The following is a 4,054-nucleotide window of genomic DNA, read 5'->3' as shown; positions in this document are numbered from 1 at the left end:
ATGAGCGGCTGCAGGGTCTGCACGAGCAGCGGCGCGCCGCCGTAGGAGTAGGCCGCGTTGATCTTCGCGGAGCCGCCGGTGCCAGCGATGGGCACGAAGAGGTCGCGAGGGAAGTGGATCAGGTCGACCCGGTCGCGAGCGTCGTTGATGTGCATCAGCACGATGACGTCGGAGCGGCCGCGCTCGACCGAGAGGTCGCGGCTGTCGGAGCCGATGACGAGGAAGTTGAGGGCGTCCCCGGCCTCGGGATCCCGGGCCGGCGAGGTCGCCGTGACCTTGCCCCCGCCAGCAAGATCGATGGCCTTGCCGTCCTCGCCGATGACGATGGCTCTGCCGTCCTCGTCGACGCCAGGCTGGGTGCCCCCGACCTCATCCGGAGAGATGGTGATGACGGAGTCGTTGTCCGCCTTGAGGGGCTTGTATTCGATGTTCTTAGACACCGTCCGCTGCAGATACAGGGCATAGCCACCCAGGACCAGCACTCCGACGAGAGCAAGCAGCCCGATGACGGACGCTAGGGCGCGGATCGGCCGGCGCCGCCGGCGTGGTGCACCCGAGTCCCCGCGAGACCGCGAGCGGCGGCCGTCGCGGTTGTCAGCGGCACTGTCATCGTCATACCCCATGAGCGTGAAGTGTACGGCTACAACCTTTCACCGAGTGCCCAGCAACCTGACGTAGCCTGCTGGACATGAGCATCTTCCTGTCCCGCCACGGCGCCGTCGACGGGACCGGGATCGACGCAGGTGTGGCGTCCCACTACGGCGACCCGCACCGTGAGCAGGTGCTGCTCGCCGAGGGCCTGGCGGCCGTCGACCTCTCCCACCGCGGAGTCATCACGATCGCCGGGGCCGACCGCCTCACCTGGTTGCACTCCCTCACCACCCAGCACCTCAACGGGCTGACACCGCATACCTCGACCGAGTCGCTGATCCTGACCCCCAAGGGCAAGGTCGAGCACGCCTTGCACATCGTGGACGACGGGGAGAAGACCTGGATCACCACCGAGCCGGGCGCCGCCGCGCCGATCGTGGAGTGGCTCGACACGATGCGCTTCATGCTCCGTGTCGAGCTGGAGGACGTCTCCGGCGCGTATGCCGTGCTCGGGGAGCCGATCGGCCTTGAGTCCGTCCCGGGGGAGCCGGTCGCCTGGGTAGACCCGTGGCCACGGCTGGTCGGAGACACCTTCGCCTACGGCCCGCCCGTCGAGGAGCACCCGGCCCAGGGATGGCAATGGCGAGAGCTGATCGTGCCGGTCGCCGACGTCGAGGCTGCGCTGGGTGACCGCCCGCTGTCGGGGACGTGGGCCTCCGAGGCCCTCCGGGTCGCTGCCTGGCGACCACGCGCTGGCGTCGACACCGACGAGCGCGCCATCCCGCACGAGCTGGACTGGCTGCGCACCGCAGTGCACCTGCACAAAGGCTGCTACCGCGGGCAGGAGACCGTCGCGCGGGTCAAGAACTTGGGCCGCCCGCCCCGCAGGCTGGTCTTCTTGCACCTCGACGGCTCGGGGCACGTGCTCCCGGATCCCGGCACCGAGCTCCTGCCGGTGGAGGGTGGTCGGGCCGTCGGCCACCTCACCAGCGTCGCCCGACACCACGAGGACGGGCCCATCGCGCTCGCGCTCATCAAGCGCAACACCGACCCGGAGATGGTGCTGCTGGCCGAGCACACCAGCGCCGCCCAGACCGTCATCGTGCCGTCGGACACCGAGCGCAGACCGCGTCGCGTCCTCTGACGGCGGACCCTGCTGCCTCGCCACAGCACGGAGCGTGAAGCGTGCCGCCAACTCTGACCCGAGGTGCAGGCCGGGCCGGCCAGGCTGAGAAGATCGCCACATGTCTGCATCGACGTTGATCACGGTGGCGCCCTCGGGCGCCGAGACGGCCAAGGCCGACTTCCCCCAACTGCCCACGACGACCGAAGAACTGGTCGAGACCGCGCAACGCTGCGAGGCCGCCGGAGCTGGCCTCATCCACGTGCACGTGCGTGACCCCGAGAACGATCACGCCCCGACCCTGGACCCCGTCCGTCTGCGCGACACCGTCCAGGCGCTGCGCGAAGCCACCGACCTGGTCATCCAGCTCTCGACCGGCGGCTCCGTCCACGACCCGTTGGAGTCGCGGCTGACCGTGCTGGAGGCCGAGCCCGACTCCTGCTCGTTGACCTGCGGCACCCTCAACTTCGGCGACAACATTTTCCTCAACCCCTTTCCGTTCATGAGCCAGCTCTACGTGCAGGCCCAGGAGCGTGAGGTCGTGCCGGAGTTCGAGCTGTTCGACCTGGGCCACGTCGCGGCCATGCGCAGGCTGATCGACGCGCACGGGTTGCCGTTCGGCGGGAAGGTGCACGTCGACTTTGTCACCAACGTGCCAGGTGGCATGCCGGGGACCGTCGAGGCGCTCGTCGCGGGGGTCTCGATGCTGCCCGAAGAGGTCACCAGCTGGTCGGCGACCGGCATCGGGCGCGCGCACCTGCCCATCGCTGCGGCCGCCCTCGCGGCGGGTGGCCACCTGCGCGTGGGGATGGAGGACAACCTCCTCTATGCCCGCGGTCAGCAGGTCCAGCACAACGTCGAGTTCGTCGAGCGCGTTGTCGACATCGCGACCGCCATGCAACGGCCGCCGATGTCGACGACCGAGGCGCGCGAGCTGCTCGGCGTCAAGGAGAGGAGGACCCGATGAGCACGGCATACCCCTTCGGTGCGCCGGTGGGCTCCAGCCCGCTGAGCGGGGCACCGCTCGTCGCCGAGGTCGTGCGCAATGGCTTTATCGAGTCCGTCCACCATGGTGTCGTCGCGGCAGTCGATGCCACCGGCCGCAGCGTGATCAACGTCGGTCCGATCGAGGCGCCGATCCTGCCCCGGTCCTCGCTCAAGCCTTTGCAGGTCATCGCGATGCTCCGCGCCGGTGCGCAGTTTGCCGAGCCGGAGCTGCTCGCACTCGCCAGCGCCAGCCACTCCGGCGAGAGCTTCCACCGGGAGGGCGCCCGCCGCATCCTGGCCTCCGTGGGCCTGCACGAGACCGACCTGCAGAACACGCCCAGCCTGCCGCTCTCGGAGCCGGAGCGGGACCGTTTCCTCGCCGAAGGCATACGCCCGTCGTCGTTGGCTCAGAACTGCTCGGGCAAGCACTCCGGGATGCTCGCGGCATGCGTCGCTGCGGGCTGGGACACGCAGACCTACCTCGACCCCGCGCACCCGCTCCAGCAGCTCATCGTCGAGGTCGTGGAGGAGCTCACCGGCGACCGCGTCGCGGCCACGACGGTCGACGGCTGTGGCGCCCCGGCGCTGGCGGTCACCACCCTCGGGCTGGCGCGCGCTTTCGGCAGGATCGCCGCGGCGAGGCGGTCCACTCCTGAGGGCCAGCTGGCGGCGGCGATCCGGGCGGCCCCGGCCTGGCTCGGCGGCACGGGCCGCGACGTCACCCGGCTCATCGAGGGCGTCCCCGGCCTCATCGCCAAGGATGGTGCGGAGTCGGTGTATGCCGTGGGCCTGGCCGACGGCTCTGGTCTCACCGTGAAGATCGCGGACGGCTACGACCGCGCCCGCGTCGTCGTGATGACCGCTGCGCTGCGTCGCCTGGGCGCGCTCGACCTCGGACCCGAGGTGGGTGCGGTCCTGGATGCGCTGGACGCGGACGCCGTGGTCAAGGGCCACGGCGAGCCGGTCGGCGCGGTCCGCGTGGCCGTCCACGAATGGTCATGAGCGGCGAGTCGTGAGAGCGGTCCTGCAGCGCGTGACGCGGGCCAGCGTGACGGTCGACGATCAGGTCGTCGGGTCGATCGAGCGACCCGGGCTGCTGGCGCTCGTGGCCGCCACCCATGACGACGGGCCCGCCCAGGTCGAGGCGATGGCCCGCAAGATCGCCGAGCTGCGCATCCTGCGCGACGAGCAGTCGGTCCTGGACAGCTCGGCACCCGTGCTCGTGGTCAGCCAGTTCACCCTCTACGGCGAGGTCAACAAGGGCCGCCGCCCGTCCTGGAGCAGCGCGGCTCCCGGCGCGGTGGCCGAGCCTCTCGTGGACGCGGTCGTGGCGTCCCTGCGGTCTCGCGGGCT

5 protein-coding genes are annotated in these 4,054 nt (G+C 70.6%); 4 read left to right on the top strand and 1 reads right to left on the bottom strand.

The genetic code is table 11. The features are described from left to right. Positions 1 to 623 (bottom strand): LCP family protein (locus tag Q4P07_RS08950; protein ID WP_303374569.1); only part of this gene is annotated, 623 nt, incomplete at its 3' end. 65 nt (positions 624 to 688) lie between these two features. Here Q4P07_RS08950 and Q4P07_RS08945 point away from each other — a divergent pair. The 4 genes from Q4P07_RS08945 to Q4P07_RS08930 all read left to right on the top strand — a co-directional run. Next, entirely contained in the window at positions 689 to 1,735 is a 1,047-nt protein-coding gene (locus Q4P07_RS08945) for a folate-binding protein YgfZ (protein WP_303374568.1), read from the top strand. A 100-nt stretch (positions 1,736 to 1,835) separates the two neighbouring features. Beyond that, the gene (locus Q4P07_RS08940; protein ID WP_303374567.1) at positions 1,836 to 2,681 is read left to right on the top strand and encodes a 3-keto-5-aminohexanoate cleavage protein; all 846 of its coding nucleotides are present in this window, start codon (positions 1,836 to 1,838) and stop codon (positions 2,679 to 2,681) included. Beyond that, positions 2,678 to 3,703 carry an asparaginase gene (locus Q4P07_RS08935; protein ID WP_303374566.1) on the top strand — a complete coding sequence of 342 codons (1,026 nt, stop codon included), beginning with the start codon at positions 2,678 to 2,680 and terminating at the stop codon, positions 3,701 to 3,703. Before Q4P07_RS08940 ends, Q4P07_RS08935 begins: the two co-directional genes overlap by 4 nt. Before the next feature lie 10 nt (positions 3,704 to 3,713). Continuing rightward, on the top strand, positions 3,714 to 4,054 hold a 341-nt coding region (locus Q4P07_RS08930), incomplete at its 3' end, for a D-aminoacyl-tRNA deacylase (protein ID WP_303374565.1).

Source organism: Ornithinimicrobium sp. (genome assembly GCF_030537745.1).
In the GTDB taxonomy this organism is placed as follows: Bacteria; Actinomycetota; Actinomycetes; order Actinomycetales; family Dermatophilaceae; genus Ornithinicoccus.
Note: the sequence above shows the minus strand (reverse complement) of the source record. Positions and strands in the feature narration are given on the sequence as shown.